Below are 15,036 nucleotides of genomic sequence, written 5' to 3' on the forward strand. Positions count from 1 at the left end.
CTGGCCCTGATCACCCACGAACACGCGGGCCTGGTCGCCCAGTCCCCCAACCGCACCTACACCCTCACGCCCCGCGTCCTCTCCCTCGGCTTCCCACCCCTGTCCCGCCTCACCCTCCCTGAGATCGCCCAGCCCCACCTGACGGCACTGGCGTCCAGAGTCAACGAGTCGGCCTCCCTGTCGGTCCTCTCCGACTCAGGCACGGCAATCCAGTACACGGCCCAGGCCTCCCCGAGCCGCGTGATGAGCGCCCGCATCCCGCTGGGCACCCGCGTCCCGGCCCCGGCAACCTCCTCGGGCCGCGTCCTCCTCACGAACCTCGCGGAGGGCTACGCCCTGGTCGACGAGGAACTGGAAGCCGGCCTGCGCTCGATCGCGGTCCCGATCCACGACCGCACGGGCCGACCGGTGGCGGCGCTGAACGTGGCGATGCACGCGGCCCGCCGAACCCCGGAGGCCTGCGTGACGGACATCCTCCCGGCCCTCCGCGAGACGGCCACCCACATCGAGACAGACCTCCACACAGCGGCCCGCTTCACCCCCGTCCCCCCGACCTGACCACCCGCTACACTGTCGGCGGTGGCACAGCCGTACCACCACGCAAGCCTTCGTAGCTCAGGGGATAGAGCACCGCTCTCCTAAAGCGGGTGTCGCAGGTTCGAATCCTGCCGGGGGCACAACGCATTATGCCGCTGACCTGGTGCTTCTCCTCAGGGAGGCGCTCTATTCGGCCTCGGACGTCTCGTCCGGGGCCGTTTGCGTGAGCGGACGGGGCGCCAGGCCCCGATCTCTCTCCGGACGGATCAGCACCATCCCGCACGCGCTGCGCGCGTGGCACGAGCCGGGCCGCGGCTTCGGCGATCGCCAGGTCCACCTCGGGAAGCAGGCTCGTGTAGGTGTCGGCCGTGATGGTGATCGAGGAGGAGGCCGGTGTGCTCCGGTCGTCCAGACCATCACTGGCGACGGCTTCTCGCCGGTGCGCTGCCAGTGGCAGGATCCGCTCGTTCGTCCACACCAGCGCCTTCGGCCGCTTGCCCGCTTCCAGCTCGACGTGGGCCGCCGGGTTGAAGGTGATCAGCTGCTGGGCGATCGCGGCGTTCAGCGCGGCCCGCAGTGTGGAGCGGCCGCGCTGGCGCGCGGCCGCATGCAACACACCAGCCGCAACCCAGCCCCCAACCCACGTGCCGAAGCCGCCCGGCGACGTACCACCAGGGGAGGGGCTAGTAGTCAGCAGGCCCTCATCCCCCAGTTGCCTACCGCACCCGTGGCGTTGCCTAGCCGCCCGCGACGATGACTCCTGACGCGCTGACCTCGGTATCCCACTCACTCCTCGCGTCCAGCAGTTACTGTCGGCTTCTTACGCTTCGTGTCGAGAGAGGTCCGATTACGGCCTTCTCTGACACTCAACGCGGCAGAGAGGCCGGGGCCAGTCAGTAGGCTGGCGTCGCACACGATGCGGTCAGTGGTGGAGCGCAGCGTCCAGGTGTTGCTGAACCGGCTCGAAGAGGCCGTACGGCACGTACTCCGGGATCTCGCCATGGGCGACCCAAGCCAGTTCGGCCAGCTCCTCGGTGTCCGCGACGTACGCGGTTCCGCCCAGCACCTCGCAGGCCGTGTACGACATCAGCCGGCCCGTCTTCGGGTGGACCCGCTCGCCGAGCAGCTTCACGGCCGCCACGGTCAGTCCCGTCTCTTCCTGGGTCTCCCGAACAGCGGCGTCCTCGCGAGCCTCACCGGGCTCGACCTCTCCAGCCGGGAACTGCCAGGAGAGCTGGCCCTCGCTGACCCGGCGGCGCACCATCAGCACACGCCCCTCGTGCACGACGATGGCAGCAGCGATGCCCGGCCGCTCGTCCGTGTTCTGCTGTGTCACGTCTGCTCCTCCAGTGCGGCCAGGATGGGGGTGAAGATCGTATCGACGGGGATGAAGCGGGGCACCGCGTTTCTGGGCACCCACATGACGCCGATGTTCTCGGCCGCGTCGCTGTTCGTGGCCTCGCCGGCGAGGTACTCGCACAGGAAGTACTCGCACAGAACGCCGGTCGCGGGGTGGAGCCGGTTCCCGAGGTGCTGCCGGACTGCGCTCCAGCCATGGGATGCTGGCTGCTCCCTTTGGCAAAGTGATCGTCACTGCTAGACGATTCTCGTGAGGAACCTTGCGAGTACGCTCGGTAGCTTCATCTGGTCGACCGCTGACCAGCTCTGCGGCCCCTATCGCCCCCGTTCAGCCATGGGCCCCCCGACGTGCTCTTGCCGATCGGCCCGGGTGCTTGCACATGTTGCCGGAGCGGCAACATGTGCAAGGCGTTGGCAGACGGCAAGAATGAACCGGCCCCGCGGACTCCACTACAGCAAGATGGAGATGCACCAGCACGACACCGAGGTACCTCAGGTGCGTGAGCGATGCGTGAGCGGACTGCCCGACACAGGGCGGCATGAGCCGGATCTAGTGGCTTGCTGCGCGGCTCTGAACAGGGGAAACAGCACCATGCAGTAGCGCCGAGCACCCCCCGGCAAGGAGTCGATCCCACTCCTAAAGCGGGTGTCGCAGGTTCGAATCCTGCCGGGGGCACAGACTGCGCCGCAGGTCAGCAGGGTCCCGGCCCCTCGTTCACACCGAACGGGGGGCCGTTCTCATGGGCGGATGCCACAGCGGTGCCACTTGCGAGGCGCGGTGTGAGCGGCGCATCCGTGGGCCACAGCGCGCGGGCTTCGTCCAGTGCGTGCACTCCGGCGGCGACCAGGCGTGCGACCGAGAGGGGCCTGCACAGGCTGCCGGCCGACGCCATGGGTACTGCCCAGTAGGACCCGTTTCCCCGTCTCGGGAAATCGACGGCGTCCAGCACCGGCACCCCCAGGTAGGTGCCCGATCCCAGACACTCCACCTCCTGGCTCTGCCAGTCCTCCACGGCCTCACGCCACGTCCGCGGCACGCTCGGCGGTACGAGCGCGTAGTAGCGGGGTCCGCGTACGTCGCAGATGACCGGGCCCCCTTGCAGAGCCTCCTCCAGTACGGCGTCGATGTCCTGCGGATCGGTGCTCACGGCCACCGCCTGGACCAGGCGCCCTGGGATACGGACGGCGGAGAACAAGGCGCCGAGGGACAACATCGCGAGCCCGTACATCCGCCACTCCATGCGGGCGTGGCCGGCTGAACTGTGAGCGGACAGGAGCCAACGCTCGATGGTCAGTCGACGCTCTGCGGTTGCGGGCGAGAACACCTCGGGCTTCGTGCCGTCTGACCGTACGACTGGCTGAGCGCTGGTCCGGTGCGCAGATTCGCTCGGCATGGCTGCGGGCCTCCACGGTAGTGATGTGCGTCTGACAGACGCGGCCGTAGGGGCCTGCTGACCACGGCAGGGGCACACTCTGTGCCCCCTCGTTCACGCGGCCAACATCCCGAGTTTCACCGCCAGTTCTGAAGCCCGGCGTCGACGCCCCGGGCTTTTCGCTTCCGTCTCTTCCAACACGATCCGCTTCGCGTAGCCGTTGTAGCGGATCGTCTCCGGTGCGGCTTCGTGTGCCTGGGCCAGGGTGGCCAACGCGACGTCGGGCTGCCCGTCGAGTTGGTAGCCGCGGGCCTCCTCGATACGGTGACGCGCTCGCCGTGGCCGGGACGGGATGACGACGGCGTCCGCGGCGGCGACCTGCCGCACCGACTCGCCGCCCTGATGCAGCTCGACGGCGACCGTGACGGCGTGTGCGCCCATGATGGCCCGGGAGAACGAGGTGACCGGGTGGTAGTAGTCCACGGGCAACCGGGCCGCCATGTCACGCGCCTTGTCCCAGTACCTCCAAGCGGTGCCGGTGTCCCCGCGCCGGGCCGCGGTGTAGCCGGCCTCGAAGGTGAGAGCACCGGCGATGGCGAGAACGTCGTCGCCGGCGTCAGACAGCAGCGGTTCGAGGTAGGCCAGGGTCTGGAGGTTCACTTCGTCGGCCGCATCGAAGTGGTGGGGTCCGGAGTCGCGGTGCGCCTGACCGGCGAGCCAGGCGGCGACGCCGATCATGTGCGGATCCTCGGACTCCTGAGCGGCGATCAGACCACGCTCGGCGACGCGCCAGAGCAGGGCGGCATCCGGCTGGTACGCCACGAAGAACTGACTGAGGCTGTACACCTCGGCGAGGATCGCCTGCGCCACCCGCCGGTCCGCGACCGTCTCGGCCTGGCGCACGGCTGCCTGCGCGTCTCTGATCAACTGCGGAAGCAGCGCACCGAGCACCTCGCGATGATTGGGTGCGGAGTGACGGGCAGCCCATGCCCGCGCCAGACGAGCTCGGAGATGCGAGGCCGGCGGCGCCTCGTGGCTCGTACCGAGTGGGAATGCCTCCACTGCCGCCTTCACCTCGGGAAGACGAGGATGGCCGGGCCCTGCGAACAGGTCGATCCGTACGGACTGGCTGCCGGTGAGCTCGGACAGCTCCCGCACACGGAGGACCTCGGCGAGCCGCAGAACAACGTCCAGCTTCGGCGTCTTCAACCGTCCGGTCTCGACAGCCTTCACCCAGGAACCGGATCGCCCGGTCAGCCCGCCCAGTTGCTCACGGGTGAGTCCACGACGGGTACGCAGGATCTGGAGTCGTTGCCCGAACACCAACGGGTCGGCGTACGGATCAGGGGTGGCTTCAGATGGCACGGTAACGCCCCTCTCTGACCAGCTACTTGCTACCAGGGTATGGGCGACGTCGCCTTCCCGGGCCCGAGCGGCGATCGTAGAGGCCCGGTGCAGATGGCGTTCCAGCTCCGCGTCCCAGGGCGCCCTCGTCTGCCCAGGTCAGAGCGCGTTTTCGTGTTCCAGTGTCCCTAGATGTCTGGAGTTTGTGGCTGCGTGGACGACGTGCCCGGCATGCTCGGAGCGTTCTCACCTGATGTGTGGGGACGACGTCATCTCTCCTCAGCACCGGCATCTCAGGGAGTCTCCTCATGTCCCCTTTCACCGCCAGCACGCGCCGCCGCTCGGCCGGCGTGGCCACCGCCGTCCTGTTGTCCCTGGGGCTGCTGACCGCGTGCGGCTCGGGGTCCTCGGACGCCGGTCCTTCGCGTCCGAGTGCCTCCCGGACGGCCGAGGCACCCACCGGCTCGCCCGGCGCCGGCGCACAGGGCTCCGAAGGCGGTGAGCTGAACTTCCAGCAGGGCGAGCCCCTCACCCCCCGGCAGTTCCAGCTGAGCGTCGACGGCGGCACCGAGACCCTCACCGAGGTCTCCGGACTGACGATGGACCAGCCCACGGAGCAGGACCCCTCCGACGGCTACCGGCTCATCCCCGGAGAACAGCCGCAGTCGGGCACGGTGACCGTCACCCGCGGTACCGAGCAGTCCCAGCAGTTCACCGACCTGATCGACGGCAAGACCCAGCCCGGGTCGGCGTCCCTCAACCAGTTGGACTTCGCGGGCAATCTGACGAAGCAGTTCACCCTGCAAGAGCCCAGGGTCATCAGGGTCGAGAGCAACAGCACCCAGAGCGTCACGATCCACTTCACGAGCCTGTCGGTCGGCTGAAGGACCGATCCCCGCTCAGCAGTTCCCGACCCGGCGGTCAGGCTGCCAGGGGCAGGGCGGCCGCTATCGTGTCGCGGTCCTTGCGGCCGATCAGAGGGAAGATGATCTTCAGGCCCTGCTCTGCGGCCGGTGACGAGACGATGAAGGACGAGTTGAGCACGCGTTCCTTGATGTCCGTGCGCACCAGGCCCGCGCGCGGGATCGTCATCAGGTGTTCTTCCGGCCGGGCGAACGTCGGGTTCGCCCGGAAGACGAAGAAGCGACGGTCGGTCATCACCAGGTACATGGGCGTCGGTGCCGGGACGACGGCCATCGCGCCACCGCTCATGATCGCCGAGGCGGCCGCGAACACCGCGGTCCGGCGTACCGACACCGAGCTCAGGTTCACGATGGTCGCCACCTCGACCTGCTCCCCGGGCTCGAGCATGGGGTGGACCGTCGCCAGCAGCGCTCGGCGGCGTCTTCCGTTCACGTGCGTAACTCCTGCGGGATTCTCGTACAAGCAGCCGGCGTGAGCTGTCGGCATACCTTGCCACACGCCGTACCGAGCCCAGGACCCGCCGGGTCGTTCACGCCGGCAGGCCGCCCTCACCACGGTGGACCACCGTGATGTGCTGGTCGGGGCCGGGGTTCTCCAGTTCGTCGAGCACCGCGACGGCCAGGTCCTCGACGCTGATCCACGAGCGGCCGTCGGCGGCGACGAGCAACGTGTCGGTGCCGCGGCGGTAGCGGGCCGTCCGGGCGCCGGGTTCCAGCAGGGCCGGTGGGCTCAGATAGGTCCAGTTCGTGTGGGCGTGGGACCGGCAGGTGCGTAGTTGAGCCAGTCCGGCCGCCGCCACCGCCTTGTACGCCGCCGGTACGTACTCCGGGTTGTCGGCGACCAGCAGGTCCACGGCGCCGGGGCTGCGCAGTGCGCCCGCGCCGCCGATCACCAGGACGCGGACGTCGAGCTGTGCGGCGATGTCCAGGACCCCGCGGGTGGCTCCGACCAGGAAGGCCTCGTCGGCCGGCTCCGTTCGCACGGTCACGACGACCGCGTCCACCGCCCCGGCCGTCAGCGCCTTCCGCAGGGCGGGGGCGTCGTCCACGTCCACCGCTATCGGTGTCGCGTTCGGGGTTCCGGACCCCGGTTTTCTCGACAGCGCCAGCATCTCGTGGCCGCGGATGCTGCCCTCCGTGATCACACGGCTGCCCACCATCCCCGTGGCGCCCAGTACCGCGATCGTCGTCTGGTCCTTCTTCATTCCGTCCGCCCCTCTTCCCCTTCGTCGTCGTGTTCGTCGTCGTGCCGTCGGGTGCGCGTCCCGCCGGCCGGGAGTTGTGCCGCCAGCAGCGCCGCCAACGCCAGGGCGAAGCCCAGGGATTGCGGCACGCTCAGTGACTCGCCCAGCGCGATGCCGATGGCCGCCGCCACCAGCGGGGACAGCAGGACCAGTGGTGCGGACGCGCCGACCGGGAGTCTTCCCAGGCCGCGGAACCACAGCGTGGACGCGATCAGGCCGCCCACGCTGCCCAGCCACAGGTATCCGGCCGCCGCGCCCGCGTCGATGCTCGGCGGTGCTCCCTCGATCGCGGCGGTGAGGGGGAGCAGGAGCAGGCCGCCCGCCGTCAGTTGCCAGCCGGTCAGGGTCAGGGGGCCGACTCCCGCGGGCAGCCCCCACCGTTTGGTGAGGACGATTCCCGCGGCCATGCCTGCCGTACCGGCGAGGCCCGCCACGACTCCGACGGCGTCCAGCCCGGCCCCCGGTCCCAGGACGACCAGTCCGACGCCGGCCACACCGAGCACGCTCCAGGTCAGTCGCCAGGCCGTCGGCCGGTCGTGGAGCAGAGCGACGGCCAGACCGGCGACCATCAGCGGCTGGGCGGCGCCGAGGGTCGCGGCCACGCCTCCGGGGAGCCGTTCCGCCGTCACGAACAGGAGGGGGTACAGAGCACCGATGTTGAGCGCGCCCAGGATCAGCGCCTTCCACCACCAGTCCCCGCGCGGCAGCACCCGCGTGATCGCCAGCGCGAGCAGCCCGCCCGGCAGGGCCCGCAGCATCCCGGCGAACAGCGGGTGCCCGGGCGGGAGCAGTTCCGTGGTGACGACGTACGTGGTGCCCCAGGACGCGGGGGCGAGTGCGGTCAGCGCGACGGTGGCCGCCTGGTGCGCGTACGGGATGCTCGGCGGTGCAGGTGCCCGCGCGGTGGTTGTTCGCATGTGAGGGAGTCTCAGTTCTCCGTCCGTCATGCGTCCAACACATGCTTCCCATCGCAGCTATGAAGCAGGATCATCGTGGCGTGGATTTGCAGCAGATGCGCTACGTCGTCGCCGTCGCCGAGACCCGTAACTTCACCCGCGCCGCCGAGCGCTGCTTCGTCGTGCAGTCGTCGCTCAGTCATCGGATCGCCGGGCTGGAGCGGGAGTTGGGGGTGAGGCTCTTCGCACGGTCCAGTCGGCGCGTCGAACTGACGCCGGCCGGCACGGCGTTCGTCGCCGGCGCGCGGGAGTGCCTGGCCGCCGCCGACCGTGCCGCCGCCGATGCCGCCGCCGCGACCGGCGTGGTACGGGGCCGGCTCGCCGTCGGTGTGATCGTGACGACGGCCGCCGTGGACGTACCGGAGCTGTTGCAGCGGTACCGGGCCCAACACCCGGACGTCCAGGTCGCCTTCCGTTCCGGGCGCAGTGACGAACTGGCCGCGGCCGTGCGGAACGGCGAGCTGGACATCGCCTTCCTCGGTATGCCGGAGAGCCAGAGTCCCGCCGGGGTCGAGTGCGTTGTCCTCGCGCGCGACGAGCATGTGCTCGTGGTGCCGGCGGGGCATCGGCTGGCGGGCGCATCCCGGGTCACACTGCGGGAGATCGCCGACGAGACCTTCGTGGACTTCGTGAGCGGTACGCCCGCCCGGGCCCAGTCCGATCAGGCGTTCGCCGCCGCGGGGCTGGCCCGCGACGTCGCGTACGAGGCCGGTGTCGTGGAGCTGATCACCCGGCTGATCGCCCGTGGCCTCGGTGTCGCCCTGCTGCCGTCGGCGTTCATCCGGCCGCGGGCCGCCGACGACCCCCAGCTGGCGCTGGTCCCGGTGGTCGACGGGCCCCATCGCATCGAGTACCTGGTGTGGAACCGCTTCAACCCCAGCCCGGCCACCCGCGCGATGCTCGGCGTCCTCGGGATCGGAGCGGCGTCTACGACGCCCTGACGCGAGACGGCCTCCTCACGCGGGGCGGCTGTCGTGGGCCGCGCGTGGTTCCGGGCGAAGACGACCAGGCGCAGGACGGCGAACCGTGCGACTCCGGCGAGCGCGGAGGCGGACAGGTAGACGACCTGCTCCAGGACCGCGCCGGGAGTCTGCACCAGCTCGTGCAGGGCGAGGATCGCCCCGCAGGTCACCGCGTACGCGGCCGCGGCCGACCCGGCCGACTGCGTGTGCTGGCTCCAGGTCGCGCCGCCGCCCGCGCCGAAGGTGAAACGGGCGTGCAGCTCGGTGGCGAGGAGCGTGGAGAGCACGGTGATCGCCGCGTTGGCCAGGACCCAGGGGAGCCAGGCGGCGAGTGCCACCACGGCGAAGCTCGACGCGAGTCCCACCCCGCCACCGCACAGCACGAAGCGGGCGAAGGAGGCGAGGGGGCCGGGTGCCGGCTGCTGCTGCTGTCGGGTGTGCTCTGTCATGGTCCGCCCCCCCCTCCCTTCGTATCGTCTCGTTCTGGGATGGCACCAGGGTGGCACATCCGTGGCACCACCTGCATCTCTATTTGGCGCGCCCCGGCTAGCGCGGGTCGCGGTTGAAGACCGACTTCGACCAGAAGTAGCCGAGCGCCGTCAGGGCCACGCACCAGCCGAGCGCCAGCCAGCCGTTGTGGCCGATCTCCGTGCCGAGGAGCAGGCCGCGCAGGGTCTCGATGGCCGGGGTGAAGGGCTGGTACTCGGCGATCGGCTGGAACCAGCCCGGCATCGCGTCCACCGGCACGAAGGTGCTGGAGATGAGCGGGAGGAAGATCAGCGGCAGCGCGTTGTTGCTGGCCGCCTCGGCGTTCGGGCTGATCAGGCCCATGCCGACCGCGATCCAGGTGAGCGCCACGGTGAAGAGCACCAGCAGCCCGAAGGCCGCAAGCCACTCCAGGGCCGTGGCGTCCGTGGAGCGGAAGCCGATGGCCACGCCGACGGCGCCGACGAGGACGACGCTCATGACCGACTGCACCACGCTGCCGACGACGTGCCCGATGAGCACGGAGCCGCGATGGATGGCCATGGTGCGGAAGCGGGCGATGATGCCCTCGGTCATGTCCATCGAGACGGACACCGCGGTGCCGATCGTGGTGCTGCCGATGGTCATCAGCAGCAGGCCGGGCACGAGGTAGGCGATGTACTCGGAGCGGTCGGCTCCGCCGTCGCCGATCCCGGCGCTCATCACGTCGCCGAAGATGTAGACGAAGAGCAGCAGGAGCATGACCGGCGTGAGCAGCAGGTTCAGGGTGAGGGACGGGTAGCGCCGGGCGTGCAGGAGGTTGCGGCGCAGCATCGTGGACGAGTCGCGTACGGCGAGGGAGAGGCGGGACGGGCGGGCGGGGGTCAGGGGGGTGCTCATCGGACTGTCTCCTTGGGCTGGTCGGTGCCGCCGGTCAGGGCGAAGAACACGTCGTCGAGGTCGGGGGTGTGCACGGTCAGCTCGTCCGCCTCGATGCCGGCCGAGTCCAGCCGGTCGAGGACGGTGCGCAGTTCGCGCTGGCTGCCGCCCGAGGGGATCTGGAGCGTGAGCGCCTCGTCGTCCCCGGCGGCCTCCCGCAGTGCGGTGGCGGCGGAGCGGTAGGCGGCGGGGTCGGAGAAGCGCAGTCGTACGTGTCCGCCGGGGACGATCCGCTTCAGCTCCTCGGCGCTGCCCTCGGCGGCGATCCTGCCGTCGTGCAGCACCGCGATGCGGTCGGCGAGTTCGTCGGCCTCCTCCAGGTACTGCGTGGTGAGGAAGACGGTCACCCCGCCCGTGACCAGCTCGCGGATGATGCCCCACATGTTGTGCCGGGAGCGCGGGTCGAGGCCCGTGGTCGGCTCGTCGAGGAAGATGATCCGCGGGTCGCCGACCAGGGTCATCGCGATGTCCAGGCGGCGCTTCATGCCGCCGGAGTAGGTGGAGGCGGGCTTCTTCGCCGCGTCGGTCAGGTCGAACCGTTCGAGCAGCTCGGCGGTCACCCGCCGGCCCTCCGCACGGGAGAGGTGGTGCAGGTCGGCCATCAGGAGCATGTTCTCCTCGCCGGTGATCAGGCCGTCGACGGCGGAGAACTGCCCGGTGACGCCGATCGCCGCCCGCACGCCGTGCGGTGACGTGGCGATGTCGTGGCCCGCGACCTGGGCCTGCCCGCCGTCGGCCGAGACGAGCGTGGAGAGGATCTTCACGGCGGTGGTCTTGCCGGCGCCGTTCGGGCCGAGCAGCGCGAAGACGGAACCGGCCGGAATGTGCAGGTCGATGCCGTCGAGGACGGTCTTGTCGCCGTACGACTTGCGCAGACCTGCGGCGGAGACGGCGGCCGGGGACGGACGGCCGTCCGACGACCTGGGCGTGGGCATGACAGACGAAGGCATGGAGCCCTCCGGTTCGAGGGGTGGGTGAATGAGGAGAGTGGGGTGACCGGGCCGGCGTTCGCGGGGTCAGATCTTGGCGCGGCGGACGTCGATGTTGCCGTACCGGGTGCGGGCGCGGATCTTGACGGTGTCCTCGGCCTGCCCGGGGGTGTCGGAGGCGGTGAGCGTGTTGCGTACCTGCCCGGCGCCCGAGTGCGCGTCGAGCCAGGCGGCCGTGCCCTCGCGGATGCCGACCTCGATGGCGCCGTAGGAGGTCTCCAGCTGCACCTCGCCGCGGGCCACCTCACCCACCCGCAGCGCGCCGTGGGCGGTCGTGGCGGTGAGCGAGCCCTCGGCGCGGGTGACGTCGATGTCGCCGTTGGCGTGGCTCACCCGAAGGTCACCGATCGCGGTGCCGACGGTCGTGGAGCCGTGCGAGTTCTTCAGGACGGCGGAGCCCTCCACGAGGCCCACGCGCACGCTGCCGGAGCTGGTGGTGATCTCCGCCGCGCCCTCCACCCGGTCCACGGTGACCGAGCCGTGGGAGGCGGTCAGCTGGAGCGGGCCGGTCGTGTCCAGGCGGACGTCACCGCCCGACGTCTTCACCCGGACCTCGCCGAGCCGGCCCTCGCCGAGCACCTGGGTCCAGGCGCCGGTGGTGTCGATGCGCGAGCCCGTGGGCAGTTCCACCGTCACGTCGACGACGCCGGTGGGCCCGATGAAGCGGCGTTCCTTCGTGGCGATCGTCAGGACGCCCCTGGCGTAGGAGACCTCGGTCTGCTCGGCGGCCCGTACGTCCTTGTCCCGCTTGGGGTCGCCGGGCCGCACCTCTACGACGGTGTCGGGCCGGTCGCCCGCGGTGAAGCGGATGGAACCCGCGCCCACGTGGGCGGTCACCGCGATCGGTTCGGGAGTGTCGAAAGAAGGCATGGCTGTACCGTCCTCATGAGTCCGTGGAGCGTCCCCGCTGGTGGGACGTGGTGGGGTGGGGTGCTGTGCTTCTTCTTCGGTGCGGGCGTGGGCGCGGCTAGCGCACCCAGCCGGTGAAGCTCTGTCCGACATTGCGGGCCCGCTCCGCCGGGCGCGGTGCGCCGCCGCCCTCGACCGCGGCGGACACGGCCCGCACCAGCCAGGCGTTGACCGACAGGCCCTCACGGCTCGCGGCCTCCTCGGCGCGCGCCTTCAGGTGGGCGGGCAGCCGCAGATTGACGCGGGCGGTGCCACCCTCGTCGCCCTCCGCCGGGGCCGGGGTCGGCGGCGGTCCCGCCGGTACGGGCGCCGGCTCGGCGGACGCACCGGCGTCGGTGGGCGGCGGCGTCACGACGAAGTCGGGGTCCAGCCCGCGCAGCCGGACGTCGACCGAGCCGGGGGCGAGTTCGCGGGTGATCTCGTCCATCGCGGCGGAGAGCACGTTGAGCATGGTCAACCGGGTCGCCGACTCCAGGGGGGCCGTGAGCCGCTCGGCCAGCTCGCGGGCTTCGTCGCCGCCGGCATCGGCGGCCACCACGAGTTCGCGGCGGAGGGTGTCGACATACGGGGTGAGGTCCATGACGTCATCATGGCACCATCATGGCGCCATGCGCAAGCATTTATGGCACCTCTTCTGGCGCGGGGGCGATGAGACCTATCTGACCTGCGGAAACGCCGGGCGGCACGCGCTGGACGGCGGTGACGTCGGCACCCCGAGAGGCTTCCGGTGGCACCAGATGGCGTCACCCGATGCCACCTGACGTCACCTGGCGCCATCGCGCGCCAGGACTTGCCTGGGATCGGTCCGCCGGGGCGCGTTGCTCCGCTCGTCTTCTGGTAACCCGGTCGGAGAACACCCACCACACGACGAGGTGAGCACCATGGTGCTGTTGGGTCTTCTGCTCATGGCGGGCGCCGCCGCCTTCACGGGCCTGCTGATCGCGTACAACCTGTCCGGCGGGCCGGACTACACGGTGACCCTGCTGGGGAGCCAGCCGTTCACGATCAGCACCCTCGGGGCGTTCCTCGGAGGTATCGCCCTGACCCTGATCTTCGGCCTGGGCATGTGGATGCTGCTGGGCGGCACGATGCTGGCGCGTCGCCGCGGCAGGAAGCACCGGCTGGACGGGGAGGCCGGCACCGGCACCGCGGGTGAGACGACGGAACGCCGTCCGGCCGCGCACCGCCCCCACTGGCCCCGGCACAGCCACGGCCACTGAGCGTCGGGGGCGGGGCTAGCATCCGCTCATGACGACCTCAGAGAACGCGCGCGACAACGACAGCCTCCCCCTCGACGTCGAGATCGGTGCCCTCCAGGGCGGGACCGCCGACCTGTCCCGGTACGCCGGCCAGGTGGTGCTGGTGGTCAACGTGGCCTCCAAGTGCGGGCTGACCCCGCAGTACTCCGGCCTGGAGCGGCTGCACGAGCGGTACGCGGAGCGGGGCTTCACCGTGCTCGGCGTGCCGTGCAACCAGTTCATGGGGCAGGAGCCCGGCAGCGCCGACGAGATCGCCGAGTTCTGCTCGGCGACGTACGGGGTGACCTTCCCGATGACCGAGAAGGTGGACGTCAACGGGGAGGGCCGGCACCCGCTGTACGACCGGCTGACCGGCTTCGCCGACGCCGAGGGGCACAGCGGGGACGTCCGCTGGAACTTCGAGAAGTTCCTGATCGGGCGGGACGGCAAGGTCGCGGCCCGCTTCTCGCCGCAGACCGAGCCGGAGTCGGCCGAGGTCGTGGCGGCCGTCGAGGAGCGCCTCGCCGGCTGACCGGACGGGACGGTCGGCCATCACCCGGCGGTTGACCTTCCCCTTGGGGCAGGGCCGAGCGTCGTCGTCGCCGGGCGGAACAGGCCGCCCGGTGACGGAGGATGGCGACGTGGACGACGCGCGCGACGACGAGTTGCTCACCATCGGTGCGTTCGCCGCGCGGGCCCGGCTGTCGGCGAAGGCCCTGCGGTTGTACGACCGCCTGGGCCTGCTGGTGCCGGCCCATGTGGACGAGACCACTGGCTACCGCTACTACCGCACCGGCCAGGTGGAACGCGCCCGGCTCGTGGCGCTGCTGCGGCAGTTGGACATGCCGCTGGCCCGGGTCGCCGAGGTGGTGCGGGCCGACGGTCCCGAGGCCGCCGGGCTGCTCGGCGCCTACTGGGCCGACGTGGAGGCCCGGGTCGCCGGGCAGCGCACGCTCGCCGCATACCTCCGTGCACGGCTTTCGGGAAAGGGTTCCGAGGTGTACGAGAACTTCGCGGTGGAGACGGTGGACGTGCCCGGGCAGGTGCTGATCACCGAGACCCGGCACACGCTGGCGGGCGAGCTGCCGGCGTGGATCGGTGCCTCGCTGGGGCGGCTGGAGGAGGCGGCCCGCGGCTGCGGGGGCGTGACGGCGGCGCCGTTCGTCGCCTATCACGCCGAGGTGTCGATGGAGAGCGACGGCCCGGCCGAGTCGTGCGTGCCGGTCGCCGACGAGGCGGCGGCACGGGCGTGGGTGCAACGGCACGGGCGCGGCTGGGAGGCGCGGGTGCGGGTGGAGCCGGCCCGGCGGCTGGCCTTCACCCGGATCACCAAGGCCCAGGTGGCCCATCCGCAGATCCTGGCGGCCTTCGAGGCGGTGGAGGCGTGGATCGCCGAACAGGGTCTGACGGTGGACGGGCCGTGCCGTGAGGTGTACTTCGCCGACTGGGAGGCGGCCGGACCGGAGGACCCGGTGTGCGACGTGGCATTCCCGGTGAGGTGACCGTGCCGCCGGAGTGAACAGGGCCCTCTCGGCAAGGTCGGCGAACTGGTCGAGAGGGCTCTGCCGGCGGCGCCGGTCGGGCCGTGCGGGGAGCGGTCAGCCCTTGACCGAGGTCACGAAGGCGTTCCACGCGTCGGCGGGGAAGGCCAGGGCCGGGCCCTCGGGGACCTTGGAGTCGCGGACGGCGAGCGCGGCCACGAGGGGCGACTTGACCTCGACGCACGCGCCGTTTCCTCCGGAGTAGGAGGACTTGGTCCAAGATTCCGTGGCGCCCTGAAGAATTGCCATGTCTGCTC

The 15,036-nt window shown here is 70.9% G+C and carries 18 protein-coding genes, 1 tRNA gene and 2 pseudogenes; 8 read left to right on the forward strand and 13 right to left on the reverse strand.

Features of this window, described 5'->3' with window-relative positions; genetic code table 11:
* The coding region (locus tag GTW67_RS02310) for an IclR family transcriptional regulator domain-containing protein (protein ID WP_272920452.1) at nucleotides 1–558 on the forward strand (558 nt) is incomplete at its 5' end.
* 46 nt (nucleotides 559–604) lie between these two features.
* Nucleotides 605–677, forward strand: a tRNA-Arg gene (locus tag GTW67_RS02315).
* A gap of 782 nt (nucleotides 678–1,459) precedes the next feature.
* On the opposite strand, the gene GTW67_RS02320 is transcribed toward GTW67_RS02315, so the two are convergent.
* The 4 genes and pseudogenes from GTW67_RS02320 to GTW67_RS02335 all read right to left on the reverse strand — a co-directional run bounded on the left by GTW67_RS02320 (nucleotide 1,460) and on the right by GTW67_RS02335 (nucleotide 4,634).
* Nucleotides 1,460–1,873, reverse strand: a complete 414-nt coding sequence (locus GTW67_RS02320) for an NUDIX domain-containing protein (protein ID WP_161163111.1) — start codon at nucleotides 1,871–1,873, stop codon at nucleotides 1,460–1,462.
* A pseudogene (locus tag GTW67_RS02325) lies at nucleotides 1,870–2,082 on the reverse strand (NUDIX hydrolase); the annotation flags it as partial. The gene GTW67_RS02320 and the pseudogene GTW67_RS02325, both read right to left, overlap by 4 nt.
* Nucleotides 2,083–2,588: 506 nt before the next feature.
* Nucleotides 2,589–3,125 carry a hypothetical protein gene (locus tag GTW67_RS02330; RefSeq protein WP_161163112.1) on the reverse strand — a complete coding sequence of 179 codons (537 nt, stop codon included), beginning with the start codon at nucleotides 3,123–3,125 and terminating at the stop codon, nucleotides 2,589–2,591.
* Between the two features lie 258 nt (nucleotides 3,126–3,383).
* Nucleotides 3,384–4,634 (reverse strand): helix-turn-helix domain-containing protein, encoded by a 1,251-nt coding sequence (locus tag GTW67_RS02335; RefSeq protein ID WP_161163113.1) that lies wholly within the window; start codon nucleotides 4,632–4,634, stop codon nucleotides 3,384–3,386.
* Nucleotides 4,635–4,921: 287 nt separating this feature from the next.
* On the opposite strand from GTW67_RS02335, the gene GTW67_RS02340 reads away from it, so the two are divergent.
* Nucleotides 4,922–5,497 carry a hypothetical protein gene (locus GTW67_RS02340; RefSeq protein WP_161163114.1) on the forward strand — a complete coding sequence of 192 codons (576 nt, stop codon included), beginning with the start codon at nucleotides 4,922–4,924 and terminating at the stop codon, nucleotides 5,495–5,497.
* Between the two features lie 37 nt (nucleotides 5,498–5,534).
* Here GTW67_RS02340 and GTW67_RS02345 read toward each other — a convergent pair whose 3' ends face one another.
* From GTW67_RS02345 to GTW67_RS02355, 3 genes are all read right to left on the reverse strand, one after another.
* Complete coding sequence (locus GTW67_RS02345) at nucleotides 5,535–5,969, reverse strand: hypothetical protein (RefSeq protein ID WP_161163115.1); 435 nt, start codon at nucleotides 5,967–5,969, stop codon at nucleotides 5,535–5,537.
* Nucleotides 5,970–6,066: 97 nt separating this feature from the next.
* Nucleotides 6,067–6,741 (reverse strand): NAD(P)-dependent oxidoreductase, encoded by a 675-nt coding sequence (locus GTW67_RS02350; protein WP_161163116.1) that lies wholly within the window; start codon nucleotides 6,739–6,741, stop codon nucleotides 6,067–6,069.
* Nucleotides 6,738–7,697 carry an EamA family transporter gene (locus tag GTW67_RS02355; protein WP_161163117.1) on the reverse strand — a complete coding sequence of 320 codons (960 nt, stop codon included), beginning with the start codon at nucleotides 7,695–7,697 and terminating at the stop codon, nucleotides 6,738–6,740. The genes GTW67_RS02350 and GTW67_RS02355 overlap by 4 nt, the downstream gene beginning before the upstream one ends.
* 80 nt (nucleotides 7,698–7,777) lie before the next feature.
* Here GTW67_RS02355 and GTW67_RS02360 point away from each other — a divergent pair, with 80 nt between their 5' ends.
* Nucleotides 7,778–8,677, forward strand: coding sequence for a LysR substrate-binding domain-containing protein (locus tag GTW67_RS02360; protein WP_161163118.1), 900 nt, complete (start codon nucleotides 7,778–7,780; stop codon nucleotides 8,675–8,677).
* Here GTW67_RS02360 and GTW67_RS37400 read toward each other — a convergent pair.
* The 5 genes and pseudogenes from GTW67_RS37400 to GTW67_RS02380 all read right to left on the reverse strand — a co-directional run.
* Nucleotides 8,656–9,147, reverse strand: a pseudogene (locus GTW67_RS37400) (GtrA domain-containing protein); the annotation flags it as partial. The gene GTW67_RS02360 and the pseudogene GTW67_RS37400 overlap by 22 nt on opposite strands.
* A 97-nt stretch (nucleotides 9,148–9,244) precedes the next feature.
* Nucleotides 9,245–10,063, reverse strand: a complete 819-nt coding sequence (locus tag GTW67_RS02365; RefSeq protein ID WP_161163119.1) for an ABC transporter permease — start codon at nucleotides 10,061–10,063, stop codon at nucleotides 9,245–9,247.
* The gene (locus GTW67_RS02370; protein ID WP_202436718.1) at nucleotides 10,060–11,052 is read right to left on the reverse strand and encodes an efflux ABC transporter ATPase subunit, DrrA-related; all 993 of its coding nucleotides are present in this window, start codon (nucleotides 11,050–11,052) and stop codon (nucleotides 10,060–10,062) included. Before GTW67_RS02370 ends, GTW67_RS02365 begins: the two co-directional genes overlap by 4 nt.
* 66 nt (nucleotides 11,053–11,118) lie before the next feature.
* Nucleotides 11,119–11,961, reverse strand: a complete 843-nt coding sequence (locus GTW67_RS02375) for a DUF4097 family beta strand repeat-containing protein (protein ID WP_161163120.1) — start codon at nucleotides 11,959–11,961, stop codon at nucleotides 11,119–11,121.
* A 97-nt stretch (nucleotides 11,962–12,058) separates the two neighbouring features.
* Nucleotides 12,059–12,580: a toxin-antitoxin system HicB family antitoxin gene (locus GTW67_RS02380; RefSeq protein WP_161163121.1), complete on the reverse strand. Its 522-nt coding sequence runs from the start codon at nucleotides 12,578–12,580 to the stop codon at nucleotides 12,059–12,061.
* A 28-nt stretch (nucleotides 12,581–12,608) separates the two neighbouring features.
* On the opposite strand from GTW67_RS02380, the gene GTW67_RS02385 reads away from it, so the two are divergent.
* The 4 genes from GTW67_RS02385 (at nucleotide 12,609) to GTW67_RS02400 (ending at nucleotide 14,740) form a co-directional block, all read left to right on the forward strand.
* Nucleotides 12,609–12,761 (forward strand): hypothetical protein, encoded by a 153-nt coding sequence (locus tag GTW67_RS02385; protein WP_161163122.1) that lies wholly within the window; start codon nucleotides 12,609–12,611, stop codon nucleotides 12,759–12,761.
* Nucleotides 12,762–12,881: 120 nt separating this feature from the next.
* Nucleotides 12,882–13,220: a hypothetical protein gene (locus tag GTW67_RS02390; RefSeq protein ID WP_161163123.1), complete on the forward strand. Its 339-nt coding sequence runs from the start codon at nucleotides 12,882–12,884 to the stop codon at nucleotides 13,218–13,220.
* A 28-nt stretch (nucleotides 13,221–13,248) separates the two neighbouring features.
* Nucleotides 13,249–13,770, forward strand: coding sequence for a glutathione peroxidase (locus tag GTW67_RS02395; protein ID WP_161163124.1), 522 nt, complete (start codon nucleotides 13,249–13,251; stop codon nucleotides 13,768–13,770).
* Nucleotides 13,771–13,861: 91 nt separating this feature from the next.
* Entirely contained in the window at nucleotides 13,862–14,740 is an 879-nt protein-coding gene (locus GTW67_RS02400) for a MerR family transcriptional regulator (protein WP_524539734.1), read from the forward strand.
* A gap of 96 nt (nucleotides 14,741–14,836) precedes the next feature.
* Here the strand turns inward: GTW67_RS02400 and GTW67_RS02405 are convergent, their stop codons facing one another.
* Nucleotides 14,837–15,028, reverse strand: coding sequence for a DUF397 domain-containing protein (locus GTW67_RS02405; RefSeq protein WP_161163126.1), 192 nt, complete (start codon nucleotides 15,026–15,028; stop codon nucleotides 14,837–14,839).
* Between the last annotated feature and the right edge of the window lie 8 nt (nucleotides 15,029–15,036).

Origin of the sequence: Streptomyces sp. SID5910 (assembly GCF_009862125.1) — a bacterium.
Classification (GTDB): domain Bacteria; phylum Actinomycetota; class Actinomycetes; order Streptomycetales; family Streptomycetaceae; genus Streptomyces.